Source organism: Paenibacillus koleovorans NBRC 103111 (assembly GCF_004000845.1).
GTDB classification, from domain to species: Bacteria; Bacillota; Bacilli; order Paenibacillales; family NBRC-103111; genus Paenibacillus_AA; species Paenibacillus_AA koleovorans.
In genome coordinates this window covers 14,449-32,396 of sequence record NZ_BIMA01000030.1, presented here as the reverse complement: position 1 = coordinate 32,396, position 17,948 = coordinate 14,449, and the positions used below count along the sequence as shown (strand labels likewise).

Annotated in this window: 15 protein-coding genes and 1 tRNA gene; 14 read left to right on the top strand and 2 right to left on the bottom strand. The window is 57.9% G+C overall.

All coding sequences use genetic code 11. The features are described from left to right. Positions 1 to 84: 84 nt before the first annotated feature. The 8 genes from PKO02S_RS12405 to PKO02S_RS12370 all read left to right on the top strand — a co-directional run bounded on the left by PKO02S_RS12405 (position 85) and on the right by PKO02S_RS12370 (position 9,648). Entirely contained in the window at positions 85 to 1,827 is a 1,743-nt protein-coding gene (locus PKO02S_RS12405) for a tetratricopeptide repeat protein (RefSeq protein ID WP_373865208.1), read from the top strand. A gap of 28 nt (positions 1,828 to 1,855) precedes the next feature. Next, on the top strand, positions 1,856 to 2,821 hold the full coding sequence (gene trxB, locus PKO02S_RS12400; protein ID WP_127583170.1) for a thioredoxin-disulfide reductase: 966 nt from the start codon (positions 1,856 to 1,858) through the stop codon (positions 2,819 to 2,821). Between the two features lie 189 nt (positions 2,822 to 3,010). Then, a complete protein-coding gene (locus tag PKO02S_RS12395) occupies positions 3,011 to 3,958 on the top strand; it encodes an ROK family glucokinase (protein ID WP_127583168.1) in 948 nt (315 codons plus the stop codon). A 25-nt stretch (positions 3,959 to 3,983) separates the two neighbouring features. Then, on the top strand, positions 3,984 to 4,895 hold the full coding sequence (gene rapZ, locus PKO02S_RS12390; protein WP_127583166.1) for an RNase adapter RapZ: 912 nt from the start codon (positions 3,984 to 3,986) through the stop codon (positions 4,893 to 4,895). Next, the gene (gene mgfK, locus PKO02S_RS12385) at positions 4,892 to 5,875 is read left to right on the top strand and encodes a gluconeogenesis morphogenetic factor MgfK (protein ID WP_127583164.1); all 984 of its coding nucleotides are present in this window, start codon (positions 4,892 to 4,894) and stop codon (positions 5,873 to 5,875) included. Before rapZ ends, mgfK begins: the two co-directional genes overlap by 4 nt. Before the next feature lie 6 nt (positions 5,876 to 5,881). After that, on the top strand, positions 5,882 to 6,853 hold the full coding sequence (gene whiA, locus PKO02S_RS12380) for a DNA-binding protein WhiA (RefSeq protein WP_127583162.1): 972 nt from the start codon (positions 5,882 to 5,884) through the stop codon (positions 6,851 to 6,853). Between the two features lie 112 nt (positions 6,854 to 6,965). Continuing rightward, a complete protein-coding gene (locus PKO02S_RS12375) occupies positions 6,966 to 7,235 on the top strand; it encodes an HPr family phosphocarrier protein (protein WP_127583159.1) in 270 nt (89 codons plus the stop codon). 631 nt (positions 7,236 to 7,866) lie between these two features. After that, on the top strand, positions 7,867 to 9,648 hold the full coding sequence (locus tag PKO02S_RS12370; protein WP_246066955.1) for a stalk domain-containing protein: 1,782 nt from the start codon (positions 7,867 to 7,869) through the stop codon (positions 9,646 to 9,648). A 116-nt stretch (positions 9,649 to 9,764) separates the two neighbouring features. Here the strand turns inward: PKO02S_RS12370 and clpP are convergent, their stop codons facing one another. Then, positions 9,765 to 10,346 (bottom strand): ATP-dependent Clp endopeptidase proteolytic subunit ClpP, encoded by a 582-nt coding sequence (clpP, locus tag PKO02S_RS12365; protein ID WP_127583157.1) that lies wholly within the window; start codon positions 10,344 to 10,346, stop codon positions 9,765 to 9,767. A 166-nt stretch (positions 10,347 to 10,512) separates the two neighbouring features. Beyond that, positions 10,513 to 10,587 (bottom strand) — tRNA-Arg (locus PKO02S_RS12360). Positions 10,588 to 10,818: 231 nt separating this feature from the next. Here PKO02S_RS12360 and PKO02S_RS12355 point away from each other — a divergent pair. From PKO02S_RS12355 to eno, 6 genes are all read left to right on the top strand, one after another. Beyond that, positions 10,819 to 11,838, top strand: a complete 1,020-nt coding sequence (locus PKO02S_RS12355; RefSeq protein ID WP_127583155.1) for a sugar-binding transcriptional regulator — start codon at positions 10,819 to 10,821, stop codon at positions 11,836 to 11,838. Between the two features lie 98 nt (positions 11,839 to 11,936). Beyond that, entirely contained in the window at positions 11,937 to 12,941 is a 1,005-nt protein-coding gene (gene gap, locus PKO02S_RS12350) for a type I glyceraldehyde-3-phosphate dehydrogenase (protein ID WP_127583153.1), read from the top strand. A gap of 127 nt (positions 12,942 to 13,068) precedes the next feature. Beyond that, positions 13,069 to 14,250 carry a phosphoglycerate kinase gene (locus PKO02S_RS12345; RefSeq protein ID WP_127583151.1) on the top strand — a complete coding sequence of 394 codons (1,182 nt, stop codon included), beginning with the start codon at positions 13,069 to 13,071 and terminating at the stop codon, positions 14,248 to 14,250. Between the two features lie 38 nt (positions 14,251 to 14,288). Then, positions 14,289 to 15,041, top strand: coding sequence for a triose-phosphate isomerase (tpiA, locus tag PKO02S_RS12340; RefSeq protein ID WP_127583148.1), 753 nt, complete (start codon positions 14,289 to 14,291; stop codon positions 15,039 to 15,041). Position 15,042: 1 nt separating this feature from the next. Beyond that, a complete protein-coding gene (gene gpmI / locus PKO02S_RS12335) occupies positions 15,043 to 16,599 on the top strand; it encodes a 2,3-bisphosphoglycerate-independent phosphoglycerate mutase (RefSeq protein ID WP_127583146.1) in 1,557 nt (518 codons plus the stop codon). A 36-nt stretch (positions 16,600 to 16,635) separates the two neighbouring features. Beyond that, positions 16,636 to 17,925: a phosphopyruvate hydratase gene (eno, locus tag PKO02S_RS12330; RefSeq protein WP_127583143.1), complete on the top strand. Its 1,290-nt coding sequence runs from the start codon at positions 16,636 to 16,638 to the stop codon at positions 17,923 to 17,925. Positions 17,926 to 17,948: the final 23 nt, after the last annotated feature.

Genomic DNA, 17,948 nt, shown 5'->3' with positions numbered 1-17,948 from the left:
GTCATAGGGTGCTTTCCCAGTAGGTTCTCGCAGGCAACTGTGGTATACTGAAGGGAAGTATGTCACTGGAGGTGTCACTAACCCTTGGCTAAGAAAAAGCTTGTGGCCGATAGAAAGCCGCGCAACGTCGTATCGATCCGGATGGACGCCACTTTCTTTTTCGAGAGAGCGGTACAGTCCTTGGATCGGCACCACTATGACAAAGCCTTGAAGTATTTTCGCAAGGCCGTGGACTACGAGCCCGACAATCCCGTCAATCACTGCAATTTAGCCGGCGTGCTCTCGGAGACTGGTAACTTCGAGGAGTCGAACCGGATTTTATCCCATATAGTGGAACAGATCGATCCGACCATGACGGAGTGTTATTTCTATTTGGCGAACAATTTCGCGAATATGGAAGACTACGAGCAGGCGGAGGAAATGTTGATCCGTTACTTGGAGCAGGACCCGAACGGCCATTACTTGGAGGAAGCCGAGGAGATGATGGAGCTGCTCAGCTATGAGCTGGGCCGTTCTACTCGGCTGACGTCGATCAAGAGCCGCGAGGGCATGATCGAGCACGATCGGGCGCGGGCGCTGCTCGAGGAGGGCAAGTTTTCCGAAGCCGTCCGACTGCTGGAGAAAATCGTGAAGCACGCCCCGGACTTCCTGGCGGCTCGCAACAACTTGGCGCTGGCGTATTACTACATGGGCTTGTTCGACAAGTCGATGGAGACGATCCGGCAAGTGTTGGAGCACGATCCGGGCAATTTGCATGCGCTGTGCAACGTCGCGATCTTCCATCAGCACAACGGGGAGAAGGAAGAGCTCCAGCGGTTGCTCGTGCAGCTGCGCAAGACATTCCCGATCCACCATGATCATGTGTTCAAGCTCGCTACGACGATGGGCATCTTGTCCGAGCATGAGACGGCCTATCGGCTGTTCCGCCGGCTGCTGAAGAGCAGCGAATCCGGGCTCGACCCGTGCTTATACCATTACACGGCGGTGGCCGCCTATCATATCGGCCGCAGCGGGGAAGCCGCGAAGCTGTGGCGGACGGTCGAGAAGCTCGATCCCGGCACGGACGTGGCGCCTTATTACCTCAACCAGCTGAAGGAAACGAAGCCGGGCGAGACGATGGCGGTCAGCTACCACTACCATCTGCCGTTCGAGGAGCAATTCCGCGTGCTGGAATCGTCGCAGGACGGCATTCCCGAACATCTGCGCCGCGATCCGCTCGTACGGTCCTCGTTCTTCTGGGCGCTTCGCCATGGCGATGCGGACACCAAACTGCAGGTCATCCAAGCGTTCGGCGTCATCGCCGACAGCGAAGTCGAGGATGCGCTGCGGGAGTTCGTGCTTGATCCGAAGGAAGACGAATATTTGAAGAAAGTAGCTGTGTTCGTGCTCCGCAGTATGCGAGCGGAAGAACCGATTCAAGTGCAGATGCAAGGCAAACGCACCGTGCTAGAATCGACCCCATGGTCGCCTAATCTTCCGGATTGGAAGGATCAATGGCAGGCGGTTATGGAGCGTGCGCTCCAGATGATGGAGAAGCGCTACGATATGATTCAGCAGCATGATCTCGAGACGCTGTGGGTGGAATTCCTCACCCGGATGTACCCGAGCGTGCCGAAGATTACGAAGATCGACGGCTGGGCGGCGGCGCTAGAATATTTGACCGCCAAGATGCATCGCCGTCAAATCTCATATCATGAGGTGGCGGCTCGCTATGGCATCTCGACGGCGACCGTGAGCAAACATGTGAAGACGATCGACGACGCTTGCGGCCTGAAGGCCAAGATGGATGAAATTTTGCCGAAGCTGAACCGTTCGGAATTGAGATAGATTTTCTATAGAAGGAGCCGTGAATCGCATGAGCAGCACCACCTACCATAGCATTGTAGTCGGTACCGGACCGGCCGGGCTTACCGCCGCCATCTACTTGGCGCGCGCGAACCTGAAGCCGCTCGTCATCGAAGGCCCGGAGCCGGGCGGTCAATTGACGACGACGACCGAGGTTGAGAATTTCCCGGGATTCCCGGAAGGGATCATGGGTCCTGAGTTGATGGACAACATGCGCAAGCAAGCGGAGCGCTTCGGCGCCGAATTCCGCACCGGCTGGATCAACGAAGTCGATCTGTCGCGGCGTCCGTTCACCCTGAAGCTCGAGGGCGGCCATGAGCTGAAGGCCGAGACGCTGATCATCTCGACCGGCGCCTCCGCCAAGCTGCTCGGCATCGAGGGCGAGCGCGTGAACATCGGCCGGGGCGTCAGCACCTGCGCGACATGCGACGGCTTCTTCTTCCGCGGGAAGAAGATCATCGTCGTAGGCGGCGGCGACTCCGCCATGGAGGAAGCGAACTTCCTGACGCGGTTCGCTTCGGAAGTGCGTCTCGTTCATCGTCGCGATGAGCTTCGCGCCTCGAAGATCATGCAAGACCGCGCGCGCGGCAACGCGAAGGTGGCGTGGAGCCTGAACCGGACGCCGCTGGAAGTCGTAGCGGGCGAGAAGGGCGTCACGGCGTTGAAGGTGCGCAACAACGCGACCGGCGAGGAAGAGCTGCTCGAGACCGACGGCATCTTCGTCGCGATCGGCCACACGCCGAACACGGCGTTCCTGGGCGGCCAGCTCGAGACGGACGAGAACGGCTACCTGGTCGTCAAGCCGGGTACGTGCGAGACGAACATTCCAGGCGTATTCGCCTGCGGCGACGTGCAGGATCACCGGTACCGCCAGGCGGTTACGGCGGCGGGAAGCGGCTGTATGGCGGCGCTCGATTGCGAGAAGTTTCTGGAAGGCCAAGCGGTTCACGATTGGAGCCAATCGCTGAACAAGTAAGACGTCGATCCCCGTACCAGCGGGGCTTGGGTCCGTCTTGCGGAGCAGATAGAATCCCCTTCGGCGCCATGCTGATGGGGATTCCTCTGCTTCTCCGGCGGCTCCGCTCGGCTTGACCTTCCGATAGGGTTGGCTTATAGTTGGAACAGAAGCATTGCATCCTATTATTATTTTAGAGGTGACAAGGGAATGTCGGGAAAGATTTATGTCGGCGTAGACTTGGGTGGAACGAGTATCAAGGTCGGTCTGTGCGATGAGCAGGGAACGCTGCTGCATACTTACGAGGGACCGACGGGAACGGAAGAGGGCCCTCAAGTTGTGCTCGATCGAATCGCGCAATATGTGAAGCAGATTGTGTCCGACTCCTCCTATACATGGGAACAAGTAGCCGGAGTTGGGGCCGGAATCGCCGGGTTCATCGACTTGGAGAGCGGCATCGTCATCCGTTCTGCGAATCTCGATTGGGATAACGTAGAGGTCAAGCGAGAGCTGGAAGAGCGCCTGGGCTGCCCGGTGCGGATCAACAACGACGCGAACGTGGCGGCACTCGGCGAAGCCTGGAGCGGCGCGGGCCGCGGCGTGGCGCATGTCGTCTGTCTGACGCTGGGGACCGGCGTTGGCGGCGGGGTTATTATCAACGGGAAAATAGTAGAAGGCTTCCGCGGCATGGCGGCGGAGCTCGGTCATATTAAAGTAGTGCCGGATCTGGAAGCGATTCAATGCGGCTGCGGGCAGATCGGTTGCGTGGAGACGGTGTCTTCCGCCACCGGCATTATCCGCATGGCCAAGGACGCCGTAGGACGCGGGGAAGCGACCTCGCTGTCCGAGCTGTCCACCCTCATGGCGAAGGATGTATTCGACGCCGCGAAGGAAGGCGACGAAGTGGCGCTTCGGATCGTCAAACGCGCCGCCCATTACTTGGCCAAGGCGATGGCGGCCGTAGCGGTCGTGCTGAACCCGCAGCGGTTCATCATCGGCGGAGGCGTCTCGCGGGCCGGCGACATCCTGTTCGACGAGATTCGCAAGGTATACAAGTTGAATGTGCCGCCCGCCTTCGCGGAAGGCGTCGATATCGTACCGGCTCAGCTCGGCAACGATGCCGGCATCGTCGGTGCGGCCGGCCTGAATCTCAACTAACCTCTTGGGAGAGGGGAGCTTAAGGATGATGCATGCTGAAGATATAAGCTCAGCGGCTAAGCTGGTCATTATTACCGGCATGTCGGGGGCGGGTAAGACGATTGCCGTACAGAGTCTCGAGGATTTGGGGTTTTTCTGCGTCGACAATTTGCCGCCTGTTCTCATTCCGAAGTTCGCCGAATTGATCGACCAGTCGCAGGGGCGCATCGGCAAGGTGGCGCTCGTGATCGACTTGCGCGGCCGCGAGTTTTTCACGGCTCTGTCCGAATCGCTCCGCACGATCCAAGAGAACTACACGATTACGTACGAAATCTTGTTCCTGGACGCGACCGATGCGCTGCTCGTCCAGCGGTACAAGGAGAGCCGCCGGCGCCACCCTCTGGCACCCGAAGGGCTTCCGCTCGACGGCATTCAGCTCGAGCGCAAGCTACTCGAGGAGCTGAAAGGGTTAGCGACGCAGGTCATCGACACGAGCAACCTGAAGCCAAGCGAGCTGAAAGAGCGGATTATCGATCGATTCACGAATATCGGTCGGTCGGGCATCTCCGTGAACGTCATTTCCTTCGGCTTCAAGTACGGCGTCCCGATTGACGCCGATCTGATCTTCGACGTTCGATTTCTGCCGAATCCGCACTATGTGGAGCATCTGCGCCCGAACACGGGTATGGATCCCGACGTGTACGATTATGTGATGAAATGGTCGGAGACGCAGCAGTTTCTCGTGAAGCTCGTCGACATGCTGCAGTTCCTCATTCCGCAGTATGCGAAGGAAGGCAAAAGTCAGGTCGTTGTCGGCATCGGCTGCACGGGAGGCAAACACCGCTCCGTGGCGATCGCCGAGTACTTGGGCAAACGTCTCGGCACCAGCGAGACGGAAGTCGTGCGGGTCAGCCATCGCGACGCCGAACGGGATCGCCGTCCGGAGGTGGGCCGATGACCCTCGAGCGTCACGAAGAGCTGCCCAAGATCGTCGTGATCGGCGGCGGGACCGGCCTCTCGGTGATGCTCCGCGGCTTGAAGGAGAAGCCGCTCGCCATTACGGCCATCGTCACGGTGGCTGACGATGGGGGCAGCTCCGGCATTCTGCGCACGGAGCTGCAGATGCCGCCTCCGGGCGATATTCGCAACGTGCTTATCTCCCTCGCCGATGTGGAGCCTCTGCTCGCGCAGATGCTCCAGCACCGCTTCAGCGCGGGCTCCGCGCTGGCCGGGCACAGCCTCGGCAATTTGATCCTCGCCGCGATGAAGGAGATCACCGGTGATTTCGTCACCGGGGTGAAGGAGATGAGCCGCGTCTTCGCCGTCCGCGGCCGTGTGCTGCCGGCGAGCGACCAGGAGATCGTGCTGAAGGCGGAGATGGCCGACGGCACGATCGTGGAGGGCGAGTCGAGCATCCCGAAGGCCGGCGGCAAGATCAAGCGCGTGTTCATTGAGCCGCCGGATGTGTCTCCGCTGGCGGAAGCGGTGGAGGCGATTCGCGAGGCCGATGCGATCCTGATCGGCCCGGGCAGCCTGTTCACGAGCATCCTGCCGAACCTGCTCGTCAAGGAGCTGGCCGATGCGATTATGGCCGCCGAAGCGGTCAAGATTTTCGTCTGCAACGTCATGACGCAGCCGGGGGAGACGGACGATTATTCCGTCGGGGATCATTTGCGAGCGATCTATGAGCATGTAGGGCATCATTTATTCGATTATGTCATAGTCAATAATGGGGAGATTCCTCCTCAGGTTCAGCATAAATACGCGGAGAAAGGCGCGAAGGCCGTCCATGTCGACATGGAGGAGCTGACTCGCCGCGGGTACAAGGTCGTTGCTGATCGACTTGTGCTGTTCCGCACTTATTTGCGGCATGACGCCGAACGACTCAGCCATCATATTTATCAACTGGTGGAAAGCTGGATGGTTAGAAAGAGGTGAATTCCGTTGTCCTTTGCAGCGCAAACGAAGAAAGAGCTGACTATGATCGAAGCTGAGCCGTGCTGCGAGCGGGCCGAGCTGGCGGCACTGATCCGTATGAACGGCACCGTGCAGCTGACCAATCAGCGTATCGTTCTCGACATCTCGACTGAGAATGCGGCGATCGCCCGACGGATTTACTCCTTGCTCAAGAAGATGTATGCGATCCACACCGAGCTGTTCGTCCGCAAGAAGATGCGTCTGAAGAAAAACAACGTGTACATCGTGCGGCTTCCCGGACAGGTGCAAGAAATTTTGTCCGATCTGTACATCGTGTCCGAAGGGTTTCAGTTTACGCCGGGCATCGACAAGCGGATCGTACGAGGCAGCTGTTGCCGCAAGGCTTACTTGCGCGGAGCTTTTATGGCCGGCGGGTCGGTCAACAATCCCGAAGGTACTTCGTACCATCTGGAGATCGCTTCGATGTATGAGGAGCATTGCCAGGCGCTGTGCCGGCTTGCGAACCGGTTCGACCTGAACGCTCGCTGCATCGAGCGCAAGAAAGGCTTTGTCCTTTATATGAAGGAAGGGGAGCGGATCATTCAGTTCCTCAACCTGATCGGGGCGCATCAGGCGCTGCTGCGGTTCGAGGACGTCCGGATCATGAAGGACATGCGCAACTCCGTCAATCGGATCGTCAACTGCGAGACGGCGAACCTGAACAAGACGATCGGGGCCGCCGTGCGCCAGATCGACAACATCCGGCTGCTGCAGAAGACGGTCGGGCTGGAGAGCTTGCCGGACAAATTGCGCGAGGTGGCCGAGATTCGGCTGCAGCATTCGGACATGAATCTGAAGGAAGTCGGCGAGATGCTCAAAGGCGGCGTCAGCAAATCCGGGGTCAACCATCGGTTGCGGAAGCTCGACGAATTGGCCGAGAAAGTAAGAAATTCTCAAGGCGATGCGAAATTGCCAACGTTTTCTTTTACAGATTCATGAAAAATGGTATAATAACATAATAAGAAACGTGAACCGTCACACGATGCGACTAGACACAGATTCCGACAGGGTACATTGAAACAAGTGATAGATGTAGGGGGTATAGGCGTCAATGACTAGACGACCAGCAGTCGTTAAGCTCAGAACGGGGCTCCACGCCAGACCGGCAGCTTTATTCGTACAAGAGGCGAACAAGTTCTCATCGGAAATTTTCGTGGAGAAGGACGACAAGAAGGTGAATGCCAAGAGCATCATGGGCATCATGAGCTTGGCGATCAGCTCCGGCACGGAAGTCCACATTAGTGCAGAGGGCTCGGATTCCGAGCAGGCTGTAACCGCTTTAGTCGCACTCGTCGGCAAGGAAGAACTCGAAAACCAATAAGAGCCGCGCTTCCTTGAGGGGAGCGCTGTTTTTGTTTGCTCCTGCGCGGGCGCGGGCGGGTTGGGACAATCCGATTCCTTGATGGTGTTGAGCCCGGTCCCGGTGTGGGACCGGGTTTTTGAATTGCGCGGGAGGCAAGGGCCATAGTAGGGCCTGCTGCTGCGGCTGAGGGTGATGCCAGCACCGGTCGGTCACTCGCCACGCACCCTCCACCACCGCCAATGCCCAACCAACTACCGCCGCCAACCATTCGCTGCTAATCCTCCACCACCGCCAATGCCCAGCCAACCACTCGCCGCTCGCTCTCCAGCACCAATAATGCCCAACCAACCACCGCCGCACAATGTTCGCAAACTATTCGCCGCCACCTGCCACCCGCCTCTCGCCGCTAACCTATCGCCACTCGCCTCCCGCCATCCGCCTCTCGCTGCTAACCTATCGCCACTCGCCTCCCGCCCAAGAGAGTAACCTAGCGCATTCGGGGCATACTACGCCTTTGGGCCGTGTAGACAATGCTGATGAAAAGCGGAGTTGTCGGGTTGGGGCAGATCGTGTCGAAGATGCAACCTTTTCCAATCTGGCGCGTCTAATAATTGGGACTATCTACATAGGAGAGAGTGGAGAGAAGACGGTGAACAAGCGGAAATGGATGAGAGTGGCGCCATGGCTGCTCGTAGCGGTATTGCTGCTGGGCTATGTGGCGGAACCGAGGGCGAATGCAGGCGTGTCGTCGACAACGATGTCGATCGTACTGAAGGAGAACGAGCAGGTCGCGACGGTCGATGGGCAAAAGTACAACCTGAACACGCCGGGTGCCATGAAGGATGGCAGCGACTGGTATGTGCCGGTGAAGTTTTTGGCCGATCATATGGGCTTCGAGTTCAAGACGAACGACAAGACGAAGAAGCTCGAGATCGGGACGGCGACAACGAAGATCGAGATCGACACAGTAGGCAAGACCGTACTGGTGAACGGCAAGGCGATTTTGTATGCATCAGCGGTCCGGTTGTACAAAGACAATTTGATGATGAACTACATGTGGCTGAACGACTACCTGGGCGCCAAATACTCGTATAACACGGCCAACAAGCAGATCGAAGTTACATATGTGAAACGACCGCAGACACTGACGAACGACCCGGGGAGCAACTCCAAGCCGGTGGCACGCTTTACGTTCGGCAAGGAAGTGTATCGCATCGGGGAAGAGATCAAGTATATCGACTTAAGCTACGATCCTGACGCCGAAGGCTTGAATCACATTTGGACAGGCAAGGCAGAGGCGTTTTATAAACCTGGCAAATATTTAGTCAGTCTGAAAGTAACGGACGGCTCCGGCAAAATGAGCGATACGTATTCGCGCTATGTCGAGGTGGAGAACCGCACGTTGTTCGCGACCGATCTGCAGCGCAAGCTGTATACCGCCCCGCTCAATTCGTTCATTCGCGCCGACTGGCCGACACTGTACGCGCATTTCCTCGAGCTGCCCGAGTTGACTAAGAAGGTGACGGAAGACAAGTCGCGCACAATGCTGGTGAGCAATAGCCCGGAGACGATTACCGAGAAGGGCATCCTGTATCAGGACAAGATCAACGGCAAGGGCAGACTGTACGCGGCGCATATGAATGGCATGAAGGAGAAAATGCAGTTCGTCATTATGGCGACGAATCCGGGCAAGACGCCGGTGACAATCCGCACGACGAACAAAGGCGAAGTGTATCCTTCCATCTATGCGCATCTGATCGGGCATGAAGCTTCGGTGGAGTTTCTGCTGAAGGACAAGTACGACGAGAAGCTGACGATTCCTCCGGGAGCTACACGCACATACGTACAGATGCCGGACTTCTGGCCCGGCCAAGGCGTGAACGTGATCTATGATGTGGAGACGGACGGGGAGATCCAGTTCTCGTTTATGGCGATGGACTCGGTCATCGAGACGCCGACCTCGCTGTATCCAACGCTGTACTACCCGTTGCCTTCGGACGGTCACGTGCGCGGGACGTTCCCTATGTCCGAGAAACGGTGGGATGTGGATGGCAGTCATTTCAGCAAGCCGTCGCGCCTCGTGTTCGGGGACAACATCAGCGATCCGTTCCAACCGGGGTATGACGTATTCCTGAAGAAAAACGTACAGGAAGACGGCAACTACGGGGTGAACTACCACATCCGCATCGAGAAGCCGCGCAAGATGGTGGTGCTGCTGATTGCGCGCGGTGGAGCGTTCAAAGGACCGTTCAAGTTCAACGGCGAGTTCGTGATGGCGCCGCCGTCCGGTGTCGTGGTTGCGTTCGAGCAGATCCAGATTATGCACCGCACGACGGGCGAGGAGCCGTATCTCGACATCGAGTTCACCCCGCCGGCCGGCTCGGCGTTCCCGATGGATTTGATCTTCTATCCGCTGGACGATATCAAGTAGCAAACGATCAAAGCTCCTTCTTGGGTCAGATGCTGCTCCCTATGCCCATAGACAACTAAACCCCCGACCTGAAGTTGAAGGTCGGGGGTTTCTTGTCGTCACACGCGCACTGCTGATTAGATCGAGGACACGACCTTGTCGATCAAGCCGTAGGCCTGTGCTTCGTCGGCGCTCATGAAGTAGTCGCGGTCGGTATCCTTGTCGATCCGAGCCAGCGGTTGACCCGAGCGTTCGGCGAGAATGCCGTTCAGCTTGTCGCGCAGCTTGATGATCCGCTTGGCGCGAATCTCGATGTCGCTCGCTTGGCCTTCGGCGCCGCCAAGCGGCTGGTGGATCATCACTTCGCTGTTCGGCAACGCGTAACGTTTGCCCTTGGCGCCTGCGGCGAGCAGGAATGCGCCCATGGAAGCCGCCATCCCTACGCAGATCGTGGAGACGTCGGGCTTGATGAACTGCATCGTATCGAAGATGGCCATGCCTGCCGTGATCGATCCGCCCGGGCTGTTGATGTACAGGTGGATATCTTTATCAGCATCCTGAGCGGCCAAGAACAGCAGCTGCGCGATAATGGCATTCGCCACAGCGTCGTTCACCGGCGTTCCCAGAAAAATAATGCGGTCCTTCAGCAAACGGGAATAGATGTCGTATCCGCGTTCCCCCCGTGCATCCTGCTCGACAACCATTGGAATGAAACTCATGGCCATGCCTCCTTTATGGAACAAGTATGCTCCAATTCGAATTGGAATTAAACTCATCATAACGAAAAAAACGCCAAAGGTCAAGAAAGGTCAAACGAGAGAAAAATAAAAACGCGTGTAACCGTTCGTGCGGCTCCAGGCGTTAGTTCGTCGTTGTGAATAAGGATGGCGCGCTCGCGAGGAATTGAACCTCGATCTCAGGCTCCGGAGGCCTACGTCATATCCATTGGACCACGAGCGCATTTTATAAGGGTGCATGTCGCCGCCCGATATTTTTCGGCAGCAAAAATTATTATAGAGCATGGTTTACAAAAAATCAAGCTCTTACCCGACTTGCATTTCATACAACGGAGGAATATAATTAAAAATGCAAGCGGGACGCAAAAAGATTATGCGGGACATTAAATGTCCCGAACCCTGATCCACAGCAAACAATCATGCTGCCAAGTCGAGAGCAGGAGTGACGGCGCCCATGAGGCAAATTCTTGATATACAGAAGCTGCTGCTGCCGGACTTGACCGAGGTGCTGAAGAAGCGGTACACCATTCTCCATCATATTCAGTTCTCCGGGATTATCGGCAGGCGGGCATTAGCCGCCAACTTGGACTTGACGGAACGAGTGCTGCGGGCCGAGGTCGATTTTCTCAAGGAACAAGGGTTGCTGGAGTCGGAGTCTACAGGCATGATGCTCACCGAGAGCGGGAAACGCCTGCTGGCCGATATGGAGCCGTTGATCAAGGATCTGCTGGGCTTGTCCGATCTGGAGGAGCAGCTCAAGGAGCGGTACGACCTCGATCAGGTTGTCGTCGTTCCGGGCGATTGGGACCATTCCTCCGTCACGAAGAAGGAGCTTGGCCGAGCCGGAGCCGCTGCATTGCGCAAGTTCGCGACCAAGGACGGCGTCATTGCCGTAACCGGAGGATCGACGCTGGCGGAGATTGCGGAGTTCATGACGGTCTCTTCGGCGCTGAAGGGGAGCCTATTCGTCCCGGCGCGAGGCGGACTCGGAGAGAGCGTGGAGCTTCAAGCCAACACGATCGCTTCGACGATGGCCAAGAAGACGGGCGGCCAATACCGGCTGCTGCACGTACCGGACCATCTCGGCGAGGAAGCTTATCAGACTCTGATGCAGGACTCGACTATTCGCGAGCTCGTGGACATCATCCGCCACGCCCGCATCGTCGTACACGGCATCGGGGACGCTATGGTGATGGCCCGCCGGCGCAAGGTCGATCCGCAGACGATCGAAGGGCTGCAGCAGGAAGGCGCGCTTGCGGAAGCGTTCGGCTACTATTTTGACCGGCAAGGGAAAGTCGTTCATAGAATGCCCACGGTCGGACTTAGAATCGAAGACATCCAGAACTCGCAGGTCGTCATCGCGGTAGCGGGTGGACGCAGCAAGGGCGAAGCGATCGCATCGGTCATGCGGTACGGCCACAACGACGTGCTCGTCACGGACGAGGCGGCGGCGCAAGAAATTTTGAAATATTGAAAATGCTCGAGATCGGCTCCAACCCATGTTGTCTTGACGCCTTTTTATGGGCAGTCTTGAAAATATATATCAACTTATTTTCCTAGGAGGAAGAACCCATGGTAAAAGTAGGTATTAACGGATTTGGCCGCATCGGCCGCAACGTATTCCGCGCAGCTCTGAACAACCCGAACGTCGAGATCGTAGCGATCAACGACCTGACCGACGTGAACATGCTCGCTCACTTGCTCAAGTACGACACGACGCATGGCCGTCTGGACGCAACTGTAGAAGCCGGTCAAGGCTCCCTCGTAGTCAACGGCCGCGAAGTGAAAGTATTCGCAGAGCGCGATCCCGGCAACCTGCCTTGGGCTCAATACGGCGTCGAGATCGTTGTAGAATCCACAGGGATTTTCACAGCGAAAGAGAAAGCCGAAGCTCACTTGAAGGGCGGCGCGAAGAAGGTTATCATCTCCGCTCCTGCCACTAACGAAGACATTACGATCGTAATCGGCGTTAACGAAGACAAATACGATCCGGCCGCTCACACGATCATCTCCAACGCTTCTTGTACAACCAACTGTCTGGCGCCTTTCGCCAAAGTATTGAACGACAAGTTCGGTATCGTGAAGGGCATGATGACGACGGTTCACTCCTACACGAACGACCAAAGCGTACTCGACCTGCCGCACAAAGACGCTCGCCGCGCCCGCGCAGCAGCCGAAAACATCATTCCTTCGTCTACAGGCGCAGCCAAAGCGGTATCCCTGGTACTGCCCGAGCTGAAAGGCAAGCTGAACGGCATGGCGTTCCGCGTACCGACTCCTAACGTATCCGTAACGGATCTGGTAGCCGAGCTGAAAGTGAACGTATCCGTAGAAGACGTGAACGCGGCACTCCGCGAAGCGGCTAACGGCGCGCTGAAGGGCATCATGAACTACAGCGACGAGCCTCTCGTATCGAGCGACTACAACGGCGACCCTGCTTCCTCCACGATCGACGCCCTGTCGACTATGGTAGTAGGCGACAATATGGTGAAGGTCGTTTCCTGGTACGACAACGAGTGGGGCTACTCGAACCGCGTAGTCGACCTCGCCGCTTTCATCGCATCCAAAGGGCTGTAAGAGCCTCTCATATTTAGTGGGTCAAGAGGAGAAGCGATTCTCCTCTTTGCCTGTTGACATGCACGCCTTCGTTTTACCTTCGGTTCGTTTCATTTCGCCCAATTCCGTATCAGGAGGATCCCCACCCATGAACAAGAAAAGTGTCCGCGACGCCGACGTAGCCGGCAAAAAAGTGTTCGTCCGCGTTGACTTCAACGTACCGCTCGAGAACGGCGCCATTACCGACGATACCCGCATCCGGGAAACGCTGCCTACGATTCAATATTTGATCGGCAAAGGCGCGAAGGTCATCCTGGCCAGCCATCTGGGCCGTCCGAAAGGACAAGTGGTCGAGGAGCTGCGGTTGACACCGGTCGCGGCCCGTTTGTCTGAGTTGCTTGGTAAGCCGGTCGTTAGCGCGAAGGAAGCTGTCGGCGACGCCGTGAAGGCGCAAATCGCCGAGCTCGCCGACGGCGGCGTGCTGCTGCTCGAGAATGTCCGCTTCTACCCGGGCGAAGAGAAGAATGATCCGGAGCTGGCGGCCGCTTTCGCCGAGCTGGCAGACCTGTATGTGAACGACGCGTTCGGCGCCGCTCACCGGGCTCATGCTTCGACGGAAGGCATCGCGCACAAGCTGCCTGCGGTGTCCGGCCTCTTGATGGAGAAGGAGCTCGACGTGCTGGGCAAAGCGCTCAGCAATCCGGAGCGTCCATTTACTGCTATCGTCGGCGGGTCCAAGGTGAAGGACAAAATCGGCGTCATCGAGAACTTGATGAAGATATCCGACACGATCCTCATCGGCGGCGGCCTGTCCTACACGTTCCTGAAGGCGCAAGGCTACGAGATCGGCAAGTCGCTCTGCGACAACGAGAAGCTCGATCTGGCTCTGGACTTCCTGAACAAAGCCAAGGAGCGCGGCGTGAACTTCCTGTTGCCGGTTGACGTCGTCATCGGAGACGCCTTCAGCGCGAGCGCGAACACCCGCATCGTGCCGATCAACGAGATTCCGGCGGACTGGGAAGGCTTCGACATCGGGCCTAAAACTCGCGAAATTTACAGCAAGGTGATCGCTGAGTCCAAGCTGGTTGTATGGAACGGCCCTGTCGGCGTGTTCGAGCTGGAGCCATACGCGAACGGTACGCGTGCGATTGCAGAAGCTTGTGCGGCAACTTCGGCTTACACCGTCATCGGTGGCGGCGATTCCGCTGCAGCGGCTGAGAAGTTCCACCTGGCCGACAAGATGGACCACATCTCCACGGGCGGTGGCGCTTCGCTGGAGTTCATGGAAGGCAAGGCATTGCCGGGCGTCGTAGCCCTGAACGATAAATAGGAGCCGCATCGCGCGGTCTTGAGGAGGTTCGATCGATCATGAGAAAACCGATTATTGCAGGCAACTGGAAAATGTTCAAAACGGTATCGGAGGCGTTGGCGTTCGTAGAAGCGGCTAAAGGCGCGGCGGAAGTGGACGGCGTGGAAAGCGTCATCTGCGCGCCATATATCGCGCTGCCGGCGCTTGTACAAGCCGTCCAAGGCACGACGCTGAAGATCGGCGCGCAGAATATGCACTTCGAAGACAGCGGCGCGTTCACGGGCGAGATCAGCGGCGGGATGCTGAAGGACCTCGGCGTCGACTACGTCATCATCGGCCACTCGGAGCGCCGCGCTTACTTCGCGGAAACCGACGAGACAGTGAACCGTAAGGTTGTTGCGGCGTTCAAGCACGGCTTGACACCGATCGTCTGCGTCGGCGAGAGTCTCGAAGAGCGCGAAGCCGGCAAGACGAAGGATGTGTGCCGCGTGCAGACGGAAGCGGCGCTGCAAGGGTTGACCGCTGCGCAGGCAGCGGAGGTTGTTGTCGCGTACGAGCCTATCTGGGCGATTGGTACGGGCAAGACTTCGACTGCGGATGACGCGAACGAAGTGATCGGCTACATCCGCGAGCGCATTGCCGCGCAGCATGGTGCAGCCGCGGCCGAAGCCGTACGCATCCAGTACGGCGGCAGCGTGAAGCCGAACAACGTGCGCGAGTTCATGGCGCAGTCGGACATCGACGGCGCATTGGTAGGCGGTGCCAGCTTGGAGCCGGCTTCGTACATCCAGCTCGTCGAGGGGGCGCGCTAAGATGGCAGCAGCGAATCGGCCGAAACCGGTCGCCCTCATCATCTTGGACGGCTTCGGCTTGCGCAGTGCGACGCACGGCAACGCCGTGGCGCAAGCGAACAAGCCGAACTACGACCGATACTTGGCAACTTACCCGCACACGACGCTGATAGCCTGCGGCGAAGCTGTAGGGCTGCCGGAAGGGCAGATGGGCAACTCCGAGGTCGGACACTTGAACATCGGCGCCGGCCGTATCGTGTACCAAGACTTGACCCGCATCACGAAGTCGATCCGGGACAAGGATTTTTACGACAATGAGACGCTGATCGGTGCGGTGCGGCATGCCAAGGATAACGGTAAGAAGCTGCACCTGTACGGCTTGCTGTCGGACGGCGGCGTACACAGCCATATCGACCACCTGCTTGCTTTGCTTGACTTGGCTAAGGCGCATGGTTTAACCGAGGTCTACATCCATGCTTTTCTGGACGGCCGCGACGTTTCGCCGGACAGCGCCATCGGTTACATCGAGAAGGTGCAGAAGCATATCGATGAGATCGGCGTTGGCCGTTTCGCGACGGTGCAAGGCCGCTACTACGCGATGGACCGCGACAAACGCTGGGAGCGGACGGAGAAGTCTTACCGCGCCATGGTGTACGGAGACGGACCTCGTTATACCGATCCCATCCAAGCCGTGAAAGAGTCCTACGAAAAGTCGGTGTTCGACGAGTTCGTCATGCCGACCGTTATCGTAGGCGCCGACGGGGAGCCGGTCGGCTTGGTGGAATCGGGCGACGCTGTCGTCTTCTTCAACTTCCGTCCGGACCGCGCGATCCAGCTGTCGCAAGTATTCACGAACGAAGATTTCCGCGGCTTCGACCGGGGCGACCGTTGCCCTGCCGGGCTGTACTTCGTCTGCTTGACGCTGTTCAGCGAAACCGTAGCCGGCTTCGTCGCGTATAAACCGAAGAACCTCGATAACACGCTCGGCGAAGTGCTAGTGCAGAACGGCTTGAAGCAGCTGCGAATCGCCGAGACGGAGAAATACCCGCACGTGACGTTTTTCTTCAGCGGCGGACGGGATGTGGAGCTGCCGGGCGAGACGCGCATCTTGATCAACTCGCCGAAGGTCGCCACTTACGACCTTAAGCCCGAGATGAGCGCCTATGAGGTGGCGGAAGCCGCTGTAACGGAGATCGAATCCGGCCGCCAGGACGTCATCATCCTGAACTTCGCCAACCCCGACATGGTCGGCCACTCCGGTATGCTGGAGCCGACGATCAAGGCTGTCGAAGCGACGGACGAATGTCTGGGCCGCGTTGTAGAAGCGGTACTCGCCGCCGGCGGGGTGGCGCTGATCACAGCCGACCACGGCAACGCCGATCTCGTGGTGGACGACAACGGCCGCCCGTTCACGGCGCATACGACGAACCCGGTGCCTTTCATTGTCACCTCGACTTCTGTTACACTAAGGGATGGCGGCATCTTGGCCGATATCGCGCCTACGATGCTCCAACTGCTAGGTGTGCAGCAGCCTGCCGAGATGACGGGCCACACGATCCTCGCTGAGGTAAAAGCTTAACCCTATACATTACTTTTAAAGGAGCTGTTCTGAATCATGACGATTATCTCTGACGTTTACGCACGCCAAGTACTGGACTCCCGCGGCAACCCTACAGTTGAAGTAGAAGTATACCTCGAGTCCGGCGGCAAAGGCCGCGCGATCGTGCCATCCGGCGCATCGACGGGCGCATACGAAGCGGTAGAGCTTCGCGACGGCGACAAGAGCAAGTACTTGGGCAAAGGGGTATTGAAAGCCGTTCAGAACGTGAACGAGATCATCGCTCCTGAAGTGATCGGTCTGGACGCCTTGGACCAAGTCGGCATCGACAACAAAATGATCCAGCTCGACGGCACGCCGAACAAAGCGAAGCTGGGCGCCAACGCCATCCTCGCGGTATCGATGGCTGTAGCTCGCGCAGCGGCCGACGCCCTCGACCTCCCGCTCTATACTTACCTCGGCGGCTTCAACGCCAAGCAATTGCCGGTGCCGATGATGAACATCATTAACGGCGGCGCGCATGCCGACAACAACGTAGACGTGCAAGAGTTCATGGTTCTGCCTGTAGGCGCAGAAGACTTCGCGGAAGCGCTCCGCATCGGCGCTGAGATTTTCCACAACCTGAAGGCGGTTCTGAAGGACAAGGGCCTGAACACGGCAGTAGGCGACGAAGGCGGCTTCGCTCCGAACCTGAGCTCCAACGAAGAAGCGATCACGACGATTATCTCTGCGATCGAGCGCGCAGGCTACAAGCCGGGCGTAGACGTGTTCCTGGGTATGGACGTAGCTTCCACCGAGTTCTTCAAGGACGGCAAGTACCACTTGGAGGGCGAAGGCAAGTCGCTGACGCCGGAAGAGTTCGTTGGTTTCCTGGCGGATTGGGTAGATAAATATCCGATCATCTCGATCGAAGACGGCTGCGCCGAGGACGACTGGGCGGGCTGGAAGCTGCTGACCGAGAAGCTGGGTAGCAAAGTGCAGCTCGTAGGCGACGACTTGTTCGTAACGAACACCGAGCGTCTGGGCGAAGGCATCGTGAAGGGCATCGGCAACTCGATCCTCGTGAAAGTGAACCAAATCGGTACGCTGACCGAGACTTTCGACGCTATCGAGATGGCTAAGCGCGCAGGTTACACCGCTGTAATCTCGCACCGTTCCGGTGAAAGCGAAGACAGCACGATCGCCGACATCGCGGTTGCTACAAACGCCGGCCAGATCAAGACGGGTGCACCTTCCCGTACAGACCGCGTTGCGAAATACAACCAATTGCTGCGCATCGAAGACGAGCTGTCCAGCTCCGCTCAATACGCCGGCAAGAAGGCTTTCTATAACCTGAAGAACCTGTAAGGTCTGTGAAACTGAAGCTGACC